The sequence below is a fragment of the Oceanisphaera sp. genome, assembly GCF_048268965.1.
Classification (GTDB): Bacteria; Pseudomonadota; Gammaproteobacteria; order Enterobacterales; family Aeromonadaceae; genus Oceanimonas.
Genome location: NZ_JBLWUK010000028.1, coordinates 24649 through 40279 on the forward strand (window position 1 = coordinate 24649; position 15631 = coordinate 40279).

16 protein-coding genes and 2 tRNA genes are annotated in these 15631 nt (G+C 56.3%); 6 read left to right on the forward strand and 12 right to left on the reverse strand.

Annotated elements, in window-relative coordinates:
- Nucleotides 1-41: 41 nt before the first annotated feature.
- From rbsC to rbsD, 3 genes are read right to left on the reverse strand one after another with little or no spacing between them, the layout of a single operon-like run.
- Complete coding sequence (gene rbsC, locus ACN0VL_RS12135; RefSeq protein ID WP_417617724.1) at nucleotides 42-1004, reverse strand: ribose ABC transporter permease; 963 nt, start codon at nucleotides 1002-1004, stop codon at nucleotides 42-44.
- Nucleotides 1001-2503: a ribose ABC transporter ATP-binding protein RbsA gene (rbsA, locus tag ACN0VL_RS12140; protein WP_417617726.1), complete on the reverse strand. Its 1503-nt coding sequence runs from the start codon at nucleotides 2501-2503 to the stop codon at nucleotides 1001-1003. The genes rbsC and rbsA overlap by 4 nt, the downstream gene beginning before the upstream one ends.
- Before the next feature lie 7 nt (nucleotides 2504-2510).
- Nucleotides 2511-2930 carry a D-ribose pyranase gene (gene rbsD / locus ACN0VL_RS12145; RefSeq protein WP_417617728.1) on the reverse strand — a complete coding sequence of 140 codons (420 nt, stop codon included), beginning with the start codon at nucleotides 2928-2930 and terminating at the stop codon, nucleotides 2511-2513.
- A gap of 246 nt (nucleotides 2931-3176) precedes the next feature.
- On the opposite strand from rbsD, the gene miaE reads away from it, so the two are divergent.
- Nucleotides 3177-3977, forward strand: coding sequence for a tRNA isopentenyl-2-thiomethyl-A-37 hydroxylase MiaE (gene miaE / locus ACN0VL_RS12150; protein ID WP_417617730.1), 801 nt, complete (start codon nucleotides 3177-3179; stop codon nucleotides 3975-3977).
- A gap of 336 nt (nucleotides 3978-4313) precedes the next feature.
- On the opposite strand, the gene ACN0VL_RS12155 is transcribed toward miaE, so the two are convergent.
- Genes ACN0VL_RS12155 through pspF form a run of 6 tightly spaced genes read right to left on the reverse strand, consistent with a single transcriptional unit; the run spans nucleotide 4314 to nucleotide 10562 of the window.
- On the reverse strand, nucleotides 4314-5114 hold the full coding sequence (locus tag ACN0VL_RS12155; protein ID WP_417617732.1) for an ATP-binding cassette domain-containing protein: 801 nt from the start codon (nucleotides 5112-5114) through the stop codon (nucleotides 4314-4316).
- Nucleotides 5111-6112 (reverse strand): oligopeptide/dipeptide ABC transporter ATP-binding protein, encoded by a 1002-nt coding sequence (locus ACN0VL_RS12160; protein ID WP_417617733.1) that lies wholly within the window; start codon nucleotides 6110-6112, stop codon nucleotides 5111-5113. Before ACN0VL_RS12160 ends, ACN0VL_RS12155 begins: the two co-directional genes overlap by 4 nt.
- Nucleotides 6112-7005, reverse strand: coding sequence for an ABC transporter permease subunit (locus ACN0VL_RS12165; protein ID WP_417617735.1), 894 nt, complete (start codon nucleotides 7003-7005; stop codon nucleotides 6112-6114). Before ACN0VL_RS12165 ends, ACN0VL_RS12160 begins: the two co-directional genes overlap by 1 nt.
- Complete coding sequence (locus ACN0VL_RS12170; protein ID WP_417617737.1) at nucleotides 6989-7951, reverse strand: ABC transporter permease; 963 nt, start codon at nucleotides 7949-7951, stop codon at nucleotides 6989-6991. Before ACN0VL_RS12170 ends, ACN0VL_RS12165 begins: the two co-directional genes overlap by 17 nt.
- A 2-nt stretch (nucleotides 7952-7953) precedes the next feature.
- Nucleotides 7954-9555 carry an ABC transporter substrate-binding protein gene (locus ACN0VL_RS12175; RefSeq protein WP_417617739.1) on the reverse strand — a complete coding sequence of 534 codons (1602 nt, stop codon included), beginning with the start codon at nucleotides 9553-9555 and terminating at the stop codon, nucleotides 7954-7956.
- 2 nt (nucleotides 9556-9557) lie between these two features.
- A complete protein-coding gene (gene pspF / locus ACN0VL_RS12180) occupies nucleotides 9558-10562 on the reverse strand; it encodes a phage shock protein operon transcriptional activator (RefSeq protein WP_417617741.1) in 1005 nt (334 codons plus the stop codon).
- A gap of 254 nt (nucleotides 10563-10816) precedes the next feature.
- Here pspF and pspA point away from each other — a divergent pair, with 254 nt between their 5' ends.
- Genes pspA through pspC form a run of 3 tightly spaced genes read left to right on the forward strand, consistent with a single transcriptional unit; the run spans nucleotide 10817 to nucleotide 12086 of the window.
- Nucleotides 10817-11482, forward strand: coding sequence for a phage shock protein PspA (pspA, locus tag ACN0VL_RS12185; protein WP_417617742.1), 666 nt, complete (start codon nucleotides 10817-10819; stop codon nucleotides 11480-11482).
- The gene (gene pspB / locus ACN0VL_RS12190; protein WP_417617744.1) at nucleotides 11482-11715 is read left to right on the forward strand and encodes an envelope stress response membrane protein PspB; all 234 of its coding nucleotides are present in this window, start codon (nucleotides 11482-11484) and stop codon (nucleotides 11713-11715) included. The genes pspA and pspB overlap by 1 nt, the downstream gene beginning before the upstream one ends.
- The gene (pspC, locus tag ACN0VL_RS12195; RefSeq protein ID WP_417617745.1) at nucleotides 11700-12086 is read left to right on the forward strand and encodes an envelope stress response membrane protein PspC; all 387 of its coding nucleotides are present in this window, start codon (nucleotides 11700-11702) and stop codon (nucleotides 12084-12086) included. The genes pspB and pspC overlap by 16 nt, the downstream gene beginning before the upstream one ends.
- 538 nt (nucleotides 12087-12624) lie before the next feature.
- Here the strand turns inward: pspC and ACN0VL_RS12200 are convergent.
- Both ACN0VL_RS12200 and ACN0VL_RS12205 read right to left on the reverse strand, forming a co-directional pair.
- Nucleotides 12625-12700 (reverse strand) — tRNA-His (locus ACN0VL_RS12200).
- A 6-nt stretch (nucleotides 12701-12706) separates the two neighbouring features.
- Nucleotides 12707-12783: transfer RNA gene (locus ACN0VL_RS12205), tRNA-Arg, on the reverse strand.
- 252 nt (nucleotides 12784-13035) lie between these two features.
- Between ACN0VL_RS12205 and folD the strand changes: the two genes are divergently transcribed.
- Together folD and ACN0VL_RS12215 are read left to right on the forward strand one after the other, a co-directional pair.
- The gene (gene folD / locus ACN0VL_RS12210; RefSeq protein ID WP_417617747.1) at nucleotides 13036-13893 is read left to right on the forward strand and encodes a bifunctional methylenetetrahydrofolate dehydrogenase/methenyltetrahydrofolate cyclohydrolase FolD; all 858 of its coding nucleotides are present in this window, start codon (nucleotides 13036-13038) and stop codon (nucleotides 13891-13893) included.
- Nucleotides 13894-13921: 28 nt separating this feature from the next.
- Entirely contained in the window at nucleotides 13922-14764 is an 843-nt protein-coding gene (locus ACN0VL_RS12215; RefSeq protein WP_417617749.1) for an ion transporter, read from the forward strand.
- Nucleotides 14765-14797: 33 nt separating this feature from the next.
- On the opposite strand, the gene ACN0VL_RS12220 is transcribed toward ACN0VL_RS12215, so the two are convergent.
- Nucleotides 14798-15142, reverse strand: a complete 345-nt coding sequence (locus tag ACN0VL_RS12220) for a hypothetical protein (RefSeq protein WP_417617751.1) — start codon at nucleotides 15140-15142, stop codon at nucleotides 14798-14800.
- Between the last annotated feature and the right edge of the window lie 489 nt (nucleotides 15143-15631).

Consider the following 15631-nt stretch of genomic DNA (forward strand, 5'->3'; position numbering starts at 1 on the left):
ACGCATTCCTTAATGATAACGGCCAGAACTCAGCCTGGGTGTTACTTGTGTTTGTTGTCGACCAGCACGGCCAGCAAAATAACGGTCGCCTTGGCAATCATCTGGTAATAAGACGATACGTCCAGCAGGTTAAGAGCATTATTCAAAAAACCGATAATCAGGGCGCCAATCAAGGTGCCCATAATGGCGCCTTTACCACCGGCCAGACTGGTGCCGCCCAATACCACGGCGGCAATGGCGTCCAGTTCATAGGTGGTGCCCGCGGTGGGCTGGGCCGAAGACAGGCGGCTGGTCACGATAATGGCGGCCAGTGCCGAGAGCATGCCACAAATGGCATACACGCCCATTTTTACCCGGGCAACGTTAATGCCCGACAAACGGGCGGCGGCTTCGTTGCCCCCAACCGCATAAATATAGCGGCCAAACCGGGTATGGTTAAGCAGATACCAGGCACCGAGAAAGGTCATGGCCATCAACCACACCGGCACCGGTATGCCAAACACGTAGCCGGTACCAAACCAGGCGAAAATATCACCGGCATCGGTAAAGCCGGTAGAGATGGGCCGGCCTTCGGTATACACCATGGTGACACCGCGCAGCAGCGTCATGGTCACCAGGGTAGCAATAAACGCCTGTACCCGGCCCTTGGCCACTATCAGGCCACTGAAGCCCCCCAGGGCAAAGCCCGCCAGCAAGACCACCGGCAGGGTGATGAAAATAGACAGCTCCATCGACACCATGCTGGCGGCAAAGGCACCGCATAGCGCCAGCACGGATCCCACACTCAGGTCGATACCGGCGGTCAGGATCACCAGGGTCATGCCCACGGCAATAATGGCGTTAACCGAGGTCTGGCGCAAAATATTGAGCAGGTTGTCCACGGTAAAGAAGTTCGGGTTCAGGGCCGACACCACGGCAATGAGCACCAGCAGGGCAATCAGCGATTTTTGGGCAATCAGCCACTCCTTGCTGAACCAGCGGCGGTTAGTGGTGGTAGTCATCATGCTTGTTCCTTTTGGTGGGTTTTACCGACGGCCGCGGCCAGCAGTTGTTCTTGGGTGGCGGTGATGGCGTTGAATTCACCATTAATACGCCCTTCATGCATCACCATAATGCGATCACTCATGCCCAGTACTTCGGGCATATCGGATGACACTAGAATAATGGCCATGCCTTCTTCTTTAAAACGGTTGATCAGCTGATAGATTTCTTTTTTGGCGCCCACATCCACGCCCCGGGTGGGTTCGTCCAGGATCAATACCTTGGGGCGGGTCATCAACCCCTTGGCGATGGCCACTTTTTGCTGGTTGCCACCGGACAGGTTACCGATTAACTGCTCGCGACCCGGGGTGCGGATCTTGAACAGCTTGATAAATTCGTCCACCGCGCTGCGTTCGGCATCGTGATCCAGCTGGGGGCCACGGCTGAGTTCGGCCAGAGACGACAGGCTCATGTTGATTTTGACCGATAGGTCCAGGATCAGGCCGTCGCCCTTGCGGTCTTCCGAAATGTAGGCAATGCCCGCGGCCAGACCTTGCTGCGGGTGGGTGACCGCATAAGGCTTGCCCGACAACCACACCTGGCCTTTGGTACGTGGCTCGGCGCCGTACAGGGCTTTCATCAGCTCGGTACGCCCCGCACCCATCAGCCCGGAAAACCCGAGGATCTCCCCCTGATGCAAGCTGAAGCTCACATCGCTAATGCCAGGGGCAGCCAGTTGTTCTACCTTGAGCACTTCCAGGCCCTGGGGGACCTTAAGGCGCGGATATTGCTCGTCCAGCTTGCGCCCGACCATCATTTCGATCAGCCGCTCTTCATCGATATCGCTCACCGCCGCTTCGGCAATCCACTTGCCATCGCGCAACACGGTCACGCGATCGCAAATATCAAAAATTTCCTGCAGCCGGTGCGAGATATACACCATGGCGCATCCGTCGGCCCGCAACTCTTCGATGACGCGGAACAGGGCCTGGGTTTCGGTGTCGGTCAGGGCATCGGTGGGCTCATCCATCACGATGACATCGGCCTTGAACGACAGCGCCTTGGCGATTTCCACCATCTGCTGGGCACCAATGCTCAAATCGCCCAAACGGGTGTTGGGAGACTGGCGGATCTGCAAGCGGTCGAGCAGTACCTGGGCATCGGCATACAGCCTGGTCCAGTCGATTTTGCCAAACGCATTCACCGGCTCGCGGCCGAGAAAAATATTTTCGGCTATGGTCAGCTCATCCAGCAGGTTCAGCTCCTGGTGAATGATGCCAATGCCGGCCTGCTGCGAGTCTCGGGGGCCTTTAAAACGGCAAGGCTGGCCACGATAGACAATTTCGCCGGCATCCGGCTGATAAATACCGGTCAGCACCTTCATCATGGTGGACTTGCCGGCCCCGTTTTCGCCCATCAGCGCCATCACCTGGCCCGGATAAACGTTAAGCCCGGCCTGCTCCAGCGCCTTTACGCCAGGAAATGCCTTATCGATGCCCGTTAGGGACAGTATAGGTTCCATGTTCACCTCAAAAAGGCACGCCGCAGCGCAATATCAGGTTGGCGTAGGGCGTGCATTCGCCGGTGCGCACCACGGCCTTGGCCCGAGTGGTATCCTGTTTGAATTGCTCATGGCTAATGTAGCTCACTGCTATCTCTTTGCCCTGAGCAATGGCGGCCTCGGCAATGCGAGCCAGCAGCTGCTGATGCAACTCGGGGCTGGCGGTGATGATTTCCTGCGCCAGAATGACGCTTTCGAGCTGCAGCTCGGTTAACAGGGCGCCAAAGACCGGCAGCAGGTTCGGCAAGCCCGGGCTCACGGCCAGGTCGATACGCTGAGGACCTGCCGGAATGGGCAAGCCTGCATCGGCCAGCACGATGTCATCAGTATGGCCGACACTGGCGACCAGTGCAGATAAATGGCTGTTAAGTAAGGTGGCTTTTTTCACAAGATTCGCCTTGTTCTGGGGCGCACAGGCCCGAGGTTTAACCAGACACGACAAGCGAAACGGTTACGCAATCGATTCGATGGGCGATTGTAGACAACTAATCCGTATATTGTGCGCTTGGAATGATAAAAATGAGATCTGGATCAACAAACTGATTGGCGACATTAGAGTATGAGAAGCCAGTGACACTTAATGATAAAATAGTGCATCACCTCGATTTTGCCCACTGGATTCAAACAGGTATTTATGTCGCACTTACACACTCTGCCGCCGGAATTTGGCGATTTACTGGCGCCCATTCATGCATTTTTGCGTTGTGACACCCCCGACGCCTGGCTGGAAGAAGCCCGTCAGCCAGCAAATTTGCCGGTGGTGCTGCGTGACCACATGCTATGTGAATTAAAGGCGGCGCAAAGCGCCATGTTTTTGATCCGCAAATATGCCATCGATCAGGACTCCAGGCAGGCGCTGCAGGACTGGCTGAAGCCTTATGAAGATTTTGCCTACAAGAAGCAGGGCACCCTGGAGAGCCTGAAGGGCAGAAGCTCGATTTCGAAGAAGATAAGGGCGCGGACCGACTTGCCCTATAGTCAGGCATTAATCGACAAGATGGTGCTGCTGATCAAAGAAGAGCTGCATCATTATTATCAGGTGCTGGAGCTGATGCAGAACAAGGGCATCGCTTATGAGAACGTCACCGCCAGCCGCTATGCCAAGGGGCTGTTTACCCACGTTAAAACCTTTGAGCCCGATGCCCTGGTCGACAAGCTGATCATAGGTGCCTTTATCGAGGCCCGCTCTTGCGAGCGCTTTGCCCGGCTGGCGCCGTATCTGGCCGACGACATTCAGAAGTTTTATATCTCTTTGTTACGTTCAGAGGCGCGGCATTATCAGGATTATCTGACCCTGGCAGAAGACATAGCCGGCAAGGATATCTCGGAGCGCATCGCTTATTTTGCCGAGATAGAAGCCGAGCTCATCCGCTCGCCCGACAGCGAGTTCCGGTTTCATAGCGGCAAGCCCGAAGCAACCCCCAACTCCCTGTAGTCCGGCGCTTTAGCTGCCGGTACTGCGTTAGCAGTATGGTATTTAAAATCATCCAGCGATGCTGGCTTGCCTAAGTCCTCTTTACCAAAGAGACGGGCGGACTACAGCAACACGCTGGAGGGTGATGATGGCGTGGTTTTGTAGGCGCATACTTGTTCGCGCGGTGTGATGTTGTGCCAGCTACGCTGGCCGCCGAATAAATGGGCGGGCTACAAAGGGCGGTTTGGTGTTGTGCCAGCGATGCTGGCCGCCGAAGTCCTCTTTACCAAAGAGACTGGGAGCTACAAAGTTACCGCTGACCGCTGACCGCTGACCGCTGACCGCTGACCGCTGTGGTTACCCTTTTTTGCGGTGCCAGCGGTATTCGTTGTGGTAGCTTTGCAGCAGGCGCAGGCCTTGTTCGCTCTGGGGGGTGGTCAGTACCTTGTGCGTGGGGCCGGCTTCCACTACATGGCCTTCGTGCATCAGTATCACCTGATCGCTGATGTGGCGCACCACCCCCAGATCGTTGGCCACCAGTACATAGGATAATCCCAGTCGCGTCTGCAGGCTGAGCAGCAAGTTGATGATTTGCGAGCGCACCGAAATATCCAGGTTGGAGATGGCCTCGTCGGCGACGATGATGTTGGGGGAGAGGATCAGGGCGCGGGCCAGCGCCACCCGCTGCTTTTGTCCGGTGGAAATCATTTGCGGGTAAAAGTGATAATGATCCGGCAGCAGGCCCACCATCCGCAAGGTATCCAGCACCAGCTCGTGGCGCTGGGTGGCATCCAGGCTGGTGTTCAGGCTGAGGGGCATTTCCAGGATTTGGCCAATATGACTGCGCGGATTAAGCGAGGTGTTGGGATCCTGAAAAATCATCCGTACCAGCTGGCAGCGCTTTTTATCATCCCCGGGTTCGATTTTATCGCCGTTGATATAAATATTGCCCTGGGTGGGCGGCATGACCCCGGCCAGCACCTTGGCCAGGGTGCTTTTTCCCGAGCCGGAGTCACCCATGATGGCCAGGGTCTGGCCACGTTCCAGAGTAAAGGACAGCGGGTAAAAAGCCGTTTTACTGACCTTGCGAAACAGCCCGCGGTGATTCACGAACACCTTGCTGAGACCATCAACCTTGAGCAGGGGAACCTGGCTCATTTGGACTTACCTTTTGGCATATTGAGCGGAAAGTGGCAGTAGTAGCTTTGCCCCTTGTATTTGGCCAGGGGCGGGGTGATCACGCATTGCTTTTGGGCGTTGGGGCAGCGGGGGCCCAGCCGACAACCTATGGGCAGGCTTTGCAGCGCCGGTATGGCACCGGGCAGTATGTTCAGGCGCGACTTGTGCGGCAGGCTGCCATCCAGATCCGGCATCATCTGCAACAAGGCGGCGGTATAGGGATGATGAGGCTGGGTCAGTAACTGCTCCCGGGTGCCGGACTCTACCGCCTGGCCGCAGTACATCACGGTGATGTTGTCGGTGAGTCGGGCAAAGGTCGTCAGATCGTTGCTGATCAGCAATATGGTGGTGCCGGAGAGTTTGTTTACCCGCTCCAGTAGCCGTAAAATCTGTGCCTGGTTAGAGGCCTCCAGGGCATTGGTGGGCTCGTCGGCCACCAGCAGCTTGGGCTGATTGGCAATGGCCATGGCGATCATCACCTTTTGGCACTCCCCCTCCGACAGCTCGAAGGGATAGCTGTTCATCACGGCCTTGGCGTTGCGAATGCCCACCCGGTGCAAGAGCGAGAGCGCTTGTGTCTGGCGCCAGTTCCAGTGTTGCCACCATCTGCCTTTTACCTCCCGATCCGGGATGGCTTCCTTAATCTGGGCGCCGACTCTTTCCGAGGGATCCAGGCTGCTGGAGGGCTCCTGAAACACCATGGCGATGTCCCGGCCCATAATGCGCCGGCGTTCCTTATGAGACAGGCTGAGCAGGTCAATATTGTTGAAGTACATGCGATCCGCCGTGACGCGCCAGGTATTCTTGGCGATCCCCACTATGGTTTCGGCGACCAGGCTTTTTCCCGAGCCCGACTCGCCCACCAGGCCGCGTACTTCGCCGTCGGCCAGGGTCAGGCTGAACTTGTCTACCGCCTTTACCAACCCCTGGGGGGTTTCTATTTCTATGGTCAGGTTGCGAATATCCAGAAGTGGCATCAGTCCATTACCTCATTGATTGCCTGGCGTAAGCCTTCGCCTACCATGTTGATCACCAGCACCGAGAGCAGTATCGCCAGACCGGGCAGGGCGACCGTCCAGGGCGCCAGAAACACCAGCTCCATGGCATCCGCCAGCATGGTCCCCCATTCGGGCTTGGGGGGTTGGGCACCCAGGCCTAAAAACCCCACGGCAGAAATGTCCAGAATGGCGGCCGACAAGCCTCGGGTAGTCTGACTAACGAGAGTATCACTCAGGTTGGGCAAGACGCCATAACGCAGCATGTGCCAGCGAGTGCCCCCATCCAGGCGCAGGGCGGTCAGGTATTCTTTTTGCATTTCATCGGCCACCGCATTATAGGTGGCGCGGGTAAACTGCGGCGTGAGCGCCAGCGTAATGGCGAGCAGGGTGTTGAACAGCCCGGGGCCCAGTATGGCGACAAAAATAATGGCCAGCAACAAAGAGGGGATCGACAGCAGGGTATCCAGAAGGTGATTAAGAATGCTGGCCTGAAACCCTTTGCTCATGCCGCCGATAATGCCGAGGGTGCCCCCTACCAGCAGCGCCACCAGCACCACCAGCACGGCATTGCCAAAGGTCAGGCGAGCGCCAAAGACCAGCCGCGACAACATGTCGCGACCCAGGTCGTCGGTTCCCAAAAAGAAGTCGATATTGGCCTTGTCGTCCCAGGCGGGAGGCATCAGCAAGGCCTGGGTGAATTGCTCATGGGGCGCGTAGGGGGCAATCCAGGGCGCCAGCAGGGTGAGTAGCGACAATACCACCAGCCCCCACAGGCCGAGCATGGCCAGGGTATTGCGCCGAAATACCTTCCAGGTCTGCTGGTGAGGAGAAAGCACCTGCACTTCCGGATAAATATTACCCCTGTTTGGCATAAATGGCCTTCCTTCTGGCTGGGTAAATCAAGGTGGACACTACCTCGACGGCGGCACTGGCGACTATGGTGAAGGTGGCAATGGCCAGAGTACCGCCCTTGATGGCGGCGTAATCCTGCAAGGCAATGCTGGTGATCAGCCAGCGGCCCAGGCCGGGCCAGTCGAAGACAATCTCGGTCATGATCGCCGAGGTAAGCACGGTGCCAAACTGCAACCCCAGGGTGGGAATGGCCATGGGAAAGGCGTTACGCAACCCGTGGCGTAAAATCACATTGCTGTCGCTCAGTCCCTTGGTGAGGGCGGCGCGAATATAGTCGTGTTTCAACACTTCCAGCAAGGCGCTGCGAATTTGGCGAATGACTTCGGTGGTCGGCACTATGGCCAGCACCAGGGCCGGCAGTATCAGATGACGCAGTGCATCCAGAAAGGCCGGCCAGCGATACGGGTTATCGGTGAGCAGGGTGTCTATGGTCATGATGCCGGTTACCGGCTTGATGTCATACAGCAGGCTGAGCTGACCCGACACCGGCAACCAGCCGAGGTTGAGGGAGAAAAACATCACCAGCAACATGCCAAGCCAGAACACCGGCACCGAGTAGCCGATCAGGGTGCCGGTCAGGATGACGGTGTCTTGCCAGCGCCCCAGGCGCAGCGCCGCCAGGGTACCCGCAGGAATGCCCACCAACAGCGACACAATAAAGGCCGCCAGGCACAGCTCCAGGGTGGCAGGGAAATACTGACTGATGGCCCCCAGCACCGGCAGGCCGGAGGCGCTGGAAATGCCAAAGTCACCGGCCAGCAACTGATTCAAAAAAACCATATAGCCCATAAAAAAGTCGGGAGAGTCGTCACTTATCAGCTGAAATTCCAGCGCATAGGCGATGAGGGTCAGCATGATCAGCGTACTCAACAACAAGGTCAGACGGCGCAACAGATAAAGCAGCATGGTTACTCCTTGAAGGCCCGATGAAAGGCCACTCCGCCATAAGGCAGCAACTGCAGCCCCTTAACCTCTGAACGGTAAGACAATGATCGCTGGCTGTGCACCAGGGGGATCACGGCCATCTCCTGAAACACCAGGGCTTGTGCCCGCTGGTAATGGGCAAACCGCTCCTCCGGTGAAGAGGGGATCAGCGCCAGTGCCAGCAGCTGCTCGAACCGGGGATGACACCAGCGGCTGGCATTGCTGCCGTCGGCAATGGCCCGGCAGCTGAGCAAGTTGCGTAACACATTGTCCGGGCTGGGGGTGTCGGCAGACCAGCCGGACAGCACGGCATCGTGCTCGCCGGTCAGCAGCTCGCGACGTAACAACTGTTCATCCATGGCTTTCAGCGTCACCTTGATGCCCAGCTCGGCCAGCCGCCGTTGAATCAACTGACCGGTTTTCAGGCCGTCCGGGTTGTAGGTGCGCGCTCCCGCCGGCATCAGCAGCGTCATGCTGATGCCATCATTCAAACCTGCCAGTTTCAGCAGCCAGCGGGCGCGAGCCTGATTGGCCGCGGGCATGAACCGCTGGGGATCATGTCCCCAGGAGCTTTCGGGCAGCAAAGATTCGGCCAGCTCGCCGGCATTGAAATAGACGGCGTGCAATATGTCGTCACGCTGCAGTGCCAGACTGAAGGCTCTGCGCACCCGAATATCATCGAAGGGCGCTTTCTGGGTATTGAGTGCCAGCACGGACACATTGATACCGGTGGCTTCGCTCAGCATCAAGTCGGGGTGGCGTTCTATGACGGTCAGCTGACTGGCCGACGGATTGGCCATGGCATCACACTCACCCGATAGCAGTTTGGCCAGGCGCTTGGAGGATTTGGGGGTAATATCGAATATCAGCTGCCTCAAGGGCGCACTGCCGCGCCAGTAATTTGGGTGGCGATAATAACGAATAAACTCGTCGGGCCGATAAGAGTCGAGCAGAAAGGGCCCTGTGCCTACCGGCTGTCTGTCCAGTTGCCCGGGCGTCCCGGTCGCCAGCAGCTGTTCGCCATATTCTGCCGACAGGATCACCGCATAGTCCGTCGCCAGGTAGCCAGCAAAGTCCGCATTGGGCCGGGTTAATACAAATTCGACCTGATGCGAGTCAAGGGCGCGTACTTCGCTCACCAGCCCTTGCCAGTCAACGCCGTCAAAAAACGGATAACGGCCGCCGCCCACCTCATGATAAGGGTGCTGCTTGTCGATAATACGGCGGAAGGTGAACACCACATCCTCTGCCGTCAGCGGGCGGCTGGGGCTAAACCAGGGAGTATCATGAAAAGAGATCGCCTCGCGCAGGGTAAAGCGATAGCGCAGGCCGTCGTCACTGCGCTGCCAGTGGCTGGCCAGCCCGGGTGCCAGCTGCTGGGTGGCGGGATCGATATCCAGCAAGCGGTCGTATAACTGATGCGCGGTGGCATCCAAGGTTTCGATAGACATCACCAGTTGCGGATTAAAACTCAGCGGCCCCCCTGCCATGCAATACAGCAGGCTTTCTTGAGCCAGTTGTCGGTTGCCGTTGTCGCATCCTGTCAGTAACAGGCTGCTCAGCAGTCCCCAAAGCCATAAACGCATGGTTAATCCTTGTGATCTTCTTGGCCGCCGAGGGGCAGCTCTGCGGCATATTTACGCAGCAGGCCACGCAGCTGATGGTAACTCAGCCCCAGCTGCTCGGCGGCGTGACGCTGGTGGTAATGAGTCTGCTCCAATGCTGTTTTCAGCAGGCGTATTTCTTCTTGCGCCAAATGCGCTTTTATATCCAGTGGCAGCGTCACCCTGTTATCGACCCTGGCAGGGCTGTGGTCCCCCGGCCGCCAGGGTGAGGCGAAGGGATCCAAGTATAACGCCTTGAGCGCAACTCCTGGCTGGCCATGGCGATACAGGCTGCGTTCAATGACGTTTTTCAGCTCTCGCACATTGCCAGGCCAGGGGTGGGCGAGTAACTGTTGTTGTACCGCCTGGCTAAAGCCGGCAAACAGCGGCCAGCCCAGCTCCATGCACAAATTAACGGCAAAATGTTCGGCCAGACGCAGGATATCGCCATCCCTGGCGCGCAGGGGCGGCAATGTAATCACATCAAAGGCCAGTCTATCAAGCAGATCGGCCCGAAAGTCTCCCTTTTGCGCCAGAGTGGGCAGATCCTGATTGGTGGCACACACCAGCCGCACGTCCGCCTGCACGGCCTGGCTGCCACCCACTCGCTCGAATTCACCGTATTCAATCACCCGCAGCAGCTTTTCCTGCACCCTGGGGCTGGTGCTGGCGAGTTCATCCAGAAACAGGGTGCCGCCATTGGCGCGCTCAAAGCGGCCTGAATGACGTTTTTGTGCCCCGGTAAAGGCGCCTGCCTCATGGCCGAACAATTCACTTTCCAGCAGGGTTTCGGCCAGGGTGGCGCAGTTAAGGGAAATAAAGGGCTGTTGCCAGCGGGGGGACAGGTAATGCAGCCGATGGGCCACCAGCTCTTTTCCGGTACCGCGCTCGCCCACCACCAGCACCGGCTTGTGCAGCGGCGCCAACAGTGAGGTTTGTTCCAGTATCGACAGCAGCGCATTGGATTGACCGATCAAGTCATGGTGCATAAACGGCCCTTTGATGTCACAGAGGTGGTTAAATTTACCAAGTTATAGCATTAATCGCCAAGTGTCGCTTTTTTAGAGCTTGGCGATATTGCTAATTTAACGAAGTTTCAATCACTTAGATATAGATTTTCAGTTGGCATGTAAATTGTATATTTAGGAGAGGGATAGAGTCTGTTGACTCGACAACCAATCACCAGGGCAGCCGATATTGTACTTTAGTCGTCGTCTGTCACTTTATACCGAGGAGAACCAAGATGAGCATATTTTCTCGACTGGCGGACATCATCAACGCCAATTTGAATTCGCTGCTGGATAAGGCCGAAGATCCGGCCAAAATGGTGCGGCTGATCATTCAGGAAATGGAAGACGAACTGGTGCGTGAACGCTCCAATCTGGCGCGTTTTCTGGCCGAACAAAAAGACCTGTTGCGCCAGATTGATCGCCATCAGGAGCGGGTGAGCGAATGGCAGGGCAAGGCCGAGCTGGCGCTCAGCCGTGAACGTGAAGACCTGGCGCGCGCCGCCTTGCTGGAAAAAAGCAAGCAGGCCGATCTGCTGAAGGCGCTGGAGCACGAGCAGCAGGTGGTGGGCGAAGGTATCGACAAGCTGTCGCAGGCCATAGGCGCACTGGAAGACAAGTTGGTGGATGCCAGAGCACGTCAGCAGGCCATGCAGTTGCGCGAGCGCAGTGCCCAAAGCCGAATCAAGGTGCAAGAGCGCGTGCGTTATACTGAAACCGCCTCGTCGGTGGACAAGTTCGATCGCATGGAGCGAAAAATAGACGAGCTGGAAGCCAAAGCCGACATCTACAGTCAAAGCAAGGGGCTGGAGCAGTCGTTTTCCGAGCTGGAAGTGGACGACGCCATCAGCCGTGAGTTGACGAAGCTAAAGGCCAAGATGAATAAAAACGAGGAGGGCTAATGTCGGAGCTAGCCTGGGCCCTGGTGGCCCCATTGAATATCTTTTTGTTTCTGGTGGTGCCTATCTGGCTGGTACTGCATTATCGCAGCAAGCGCCGGCTGGATGAAGGGCTGGGCGAAAGCGCCCGCGTGCGACTGGAGCAAAGTCTGACTCAAACCGAGCAGCTGGCCGAGCGAGTGAGTACCCTGGAGCGGCTGCTGGATCAGGAGGTTCCCGGATGGCGTCAACCTTGATTAATGTGTATCGCGACAAACGCAACGGCAAGCTGGGCGGCGTGTGTGCCGGCATAGCGCACAAGGTGGGGGTAGAACCCTGGCTGGTGCGGGTGCTGGCGATGACCGGCCTGGTGTTTACCAGTTTTTTGACCCTGGTGCTCTACATTGCCGCCTGGCTGTTGCTGGACGACCGTCCCCAGGCGGAAGAAGCCGAACCGGCGCATGTGAAAAGCACCGGCTGGCAGTCGGGGCTGTCACCCAACGATGCGCTGACGAAGCTCGAAACCCGCTTGCAGGGCTTGAATGGCCGCGTGGCCAAAATGGAGCGACTGCTCACCTCGCAAGAGTTTCGTCTGCGCCGAGAGTTCAAGGATCTGGATAAACAGTAACGAGCACCCCCTCTCAAGCAGTGGCGCGCAATAAAACCCAGGCAGGGTTCAACACACGCCGGGCGAGGGGGGACTGCTTTTAAAGATTAAAGATTTTCTCGCCACGGAATCCACAGAACCCACGGAAAAATTAAGATAAAGACCCAAAAACGAGCTTTGACTTGGTAAGAGCTTACTGAGCACAATGTAAATCGTGAAGAGTGAAGGAAAATACCAAACGAAGCTCTTACCCTTTACCGCAGCCTCTTCACTCTTAGCTGCCTTGGTTGCTCTTCGTCCGTGGTTTCCGTGGTTTCCGTGGTTTCCGTGGATTCCGTGGCAAAAATAGGGTTAAGGTTTTGTCGTCCTGTGCTTTGGCTGGATGCTGTCGGCGGTGGACACAGAGCAGGCAGCAGAGCAGTATCTGGCATCGCGACGGATAATAAGGTTCTGAGCTGGCGCTAGAGTAGGCGTATCTTGAGGTATTGGCGCACAGGCCGAATTTGCCAACGGAATGGCACATTTTTAATAGCAGGGAATACAGGGGGAGAACAATAAATGGGGTGACCGACGGGGCTCGAACCCGCGACAACCGGAATCACAATCCGGGACTCTACCAACTGAGCTACGGTCACCAAAGATGGCGCGCCCTGCAGGATTCGAACCTGCGACCACCCGCTTAGAAGGCGGGTGCTCTATCCAACTGAGCTAAGGGCGCTTTTTGTACACTTCTCGTAACACAAGCTAACCTTTTGATAGGTAATACTTTGCGCTAACGGGGCGGCATAATACCTATTTGCCCGACAGGGGTCAACGGCTTTATCGTACCGAGTGTGCCAAGAGGTCTTGATGACCCAAAGCGGATGACCATTGAGCACTCGCAAGTGCGAAAGCCATGGGTGCTCGCTTACCAAAGCCGCGAAAAAGTGCGACAATTACATCAGGTTTATAAAGGTGAGAATCAACACAGATGTCAGCTCAAATAATCGATGGGAAAGCGATAGCACAGGCAGTACGTAACCAGGTGGCCGAAGGTGTGGCCGAACGAATCCGGGCAGGAAAGCGCGCACCGGGACTGGCGGTTATTCTGGTGGGGGCGAATCCGGCTTCTCAGGTATATGTGGGCAGCAAGCGACGGGCCTGTGAAGAGGTGGGGTTTGTTTCCAAGTCTTACGATTTACCCAAAGAGACCACAGAGCAGCAATTACTGGAACTGATCGACGAGCTGAACGCAGACAGCACCATAGACGGTATTCTGGTGCAATTACCCCTGCCCAATCATATTGATAGTACGCCGGTGATTGAGCGTATTCATCCGCACAAAGACGTAGACGGTTTTCACCCCTACAACATAGGTCGTCTGGCCCAGCGTATTCCAGCGCTGCGCCCCTGCACGCCCAAGGGCATCATTACCCTGCTTGAGCGCAGCCACATCAAAACCCACGGCCTTAATGCGGTGGTAGTAGGTGCGTCCAACATAGTGGGCCGTCCCATGACGCTGGAGCTGTTGCTGGCGGGCTGTACCACTACTACCTGTCATCGCTTTACCGAAGAGCTCAAGACCAAGGTTGGCAACGCCGATCTGTTGGTGGTGGCGGTGGGCAAGCCCGGTTTTATTCCCGGCGACTGGATCAAGCCCGGCGCGGTTGTAATTGATGTGGGCATTAACCGGCTGGACGATGGCCGCCTGGTGGGCGATGTGGAGTATGCAGTCGCTGCCGAGCGAGCCTCTTACATTACTCCGGTCCCCGGTGGCGTGGGCCCGATGACGGTCGCTTCGTTAATCGAAAACACCCTGATCGCCTGTGAGCGATATCACGACCTGTAATTTGGCACTCAGCCGATAAGGACAGAGGATGCAGTGGCCGAGCAAGGATGTGCTTTACACGGTAATCTTCGGTACGGAAACACCGGCGGGCCGCCGTTTCGATCTGGCGCTTATCGTCGTTATCTTGTTGTCGATAGTGGTGCTGCTGCTGGACTCCATGAGTTCGGTGCGCACCCATATTGGCGGTACCCTCTATATTCTGGAATGGACCTTTACCCTGTTATTTACCGTGGAATACGGGGTTCGGGTTTATTGTGCCCATAATCGACTGGCCTACATGCGCAGTTTCTACGGCCTTATCGACGTACTGGCCATTATGCCCACCTACCTGGCGATGTTTATTCCCGGGGCCAACTTGTTGTTGATGGTGCGATTACTTCGCGTATTGCGGGTTTTTCGTATTCTGAAGCTGTTTCGTTATGCCCATGAAGCCAATGTATTGTTGCGCTCGCTGAATCAAAGCCGACGCAAGATCATGGTTTTTTTCAGCAGCCTGTTTATATTGGTGACGCTGTTCGGCTCTTTATTGTATGTGGTGGAAGGGCCGGAAAACGGCTTTACCAGTATTCCCATCAGCATTTACTGGGCGATAGTGACCATTACCACGGTAGGCTTTGGTGACATTACACCACAAACGCCGCTGGGGCGGGGCATTGCGGCCATTACCATGTTGATGGGTTATGCGATTATTGCGGTGCCAACCGGTATTCTCAGTGCCGAGCTGGGGCGGGAAATGCGCCGGGAGTACGATATGCGCCACTGTCCACAATGTGACAAGACAGGGCATGATAAAGATGCCAAATACTGCAAATATTGTGGTGGGGGCATGGAGCCAAAACCAGAGCCGGCAGCGGAACAAACGTCAGAATAAAAACAAGGGAGCCCTGGCTCCCTTGAATGATGTTTACTGGTTGTCTTCTGCCATGAGTTCGTCAATTTTGCGGTCGGCTGCTTCGGCAGCCTCATCCATTGCCTGGCTGGCCTTGTCTACCTGATCGCTGGCGGCATTTTTAATATCCTCCGCGGTTTCATCCAGCGACTCCCCCATCTTTTCCATGGTGCCTTTTTCCTTCAGGCCCAGGGCTTCCTGGGTGTCGTCAGCCATTTCCTGACTCTGTTCCTGCATCTGCTCCATAGACTCGTCCAGGTTCTCACCAGCTTGTTCTGCAGGGCCTTTATTATCGCAGGCGGCAAGACCAAAAGCGGTAACAGTGCTCAATAGCAATACATTGATCCATGTCTTTTTCATTTTCTGCTCCTCGCTGATTATCTATGGCGACCCGGGGCCGCGTATGTTTTTTACCCTGTTAGTAATAGCGCATAAGCGAGCAGAACAACAAGTGTAGTAATGAGTGTCAATACAGTGACTTTCTATAAATAACGATATTAATCAATGAGTAAGATAAAGTTGCGAAGTCGACTGTCGTGATTGGCATTAAAAAACAGCCCCCAGACATGACGAACCCTGTCATTTGCCGGCCCGAAAAAGCGGTAAAGAGTGAGGGGGGAGGCGTAAAGAGTGAAGCGTGAAGCGTGAAGCGTGAGGCGTAAAGAGTGATGAGTGGAGTAAAAAGTAAGGAGTAAGGGTAAAGATAGGGGGTAAAATACTGCCTGACGCCTGACGCCTGACGCCTGACGCCTGACGCCTGACGCCTGACGCCTGACGCCTGACGCCTGACGCCTGACGCCCGACGCCTGACGCCTGACGCCTGACGCCTGACGCCTGACGCCTGACGCC